The sequence below is a fragment of the Clostridium sp. AF28-12 genome (assembly GCF_003435225.1).
In the GTDB taxonomy this organism is placed as follows: domain Bacteria; phylum Bacillota; class Clostridia; order Lachnospirales; family Lachnospiraceae; genus Pilosibacter; species Pilosibacter fragilis.
Window position 1 is genome coordinate 1 of record NZ_QWGJ01000069.1, and the last position, 799, is coordinate 799.

Below are 799 nucleotides of genomic sequence, written 5' to 3' on the forward strand. Positions count from 1 at the left end.
ACCCATCCCAGAGGTGGAACAGGTCACTGCCTGACCTGTCCCGCCGGGACGGTTCTCTTAAAAACACCATATAGATTTTTTGTACACCGCCGCCCGCCATCGAGCAGAGTTTTACACCTAATTGGGTATAAAACAGCTTATGGCGGGCGGCGGCGTTGCCCTTATCGGCATGACCCTTGTACCGCTGCTTTCCGGCTTGTTCGGTTAAGAAGCGCGGGTAAAGGCTTATGCAGAGCATACTTGACGCGATTAACGAATGGATAAAGGAAATCCTTATCGGAGCGATAAACGGTAATCTGTCAACTATGTTCGGGGACGTAAACGAAAAAGTCGGCACTATCGCCGCAGAGGTAGGGCAGACCCCGCAAGGGTGGAACGCAAATATATTCTCCATGATACAGACCCTTAGTGAAAATGTAATCGTACCCATTGCGGGGCTTGTCATTACCTACGTCCTATGCTATGAGCTTATCAGCATGGTAACGGAAAAGAACAATATGCACGACGTTGACACTTCCATGTTCTTCAAGTGGGTGTTCAAGGCGTTTGTGGCAGTCTACCTTGTGACGCACACCTTTGACATTACTATGGCGGTGTTCGATATGGCGCAGCACGTTGTTTCCGGCGCGGCGGGGGTAATCGGCGGCAGCACAGAGATTGATGTTGCCGCCGCCCTTGCTTCCATGCAGAGCGGGCTTGACGCTATGGAAATCCCCGAACTGCTCTTACTTGTCATGGAAACAAGCCTTGTGAGCTTGTGCATGAAAATCATGTCCGTACTGATAACCGTTATCCTCTA

General features: G+C 50.6%; 1 protein-coding gene and 1 pseudogene. Both read left to right on the forward strand.

Features of this window, described 5'->3' with window-relative positions; translation table 11 throughout:
* Positions 1 to 124: 124 nt before the first annotated feature.
* Positions 125 to 208: pseudogene (locus DWY93_RS16815) on the forward strand (Maff2 family protein); the annotation flags it as partial.
* A 19-nt stretch (positions 209 to 227) separates the two neighbouring features.
* On the forward strand, positions 228 to 799 hold a 572-nt coding region (locus tag DWY93_RS16820), incomplete at its 3' end, for a VirB6/TrbL-like conjugal transfer protein, CD1112 family (protein ID WP_117472753.1).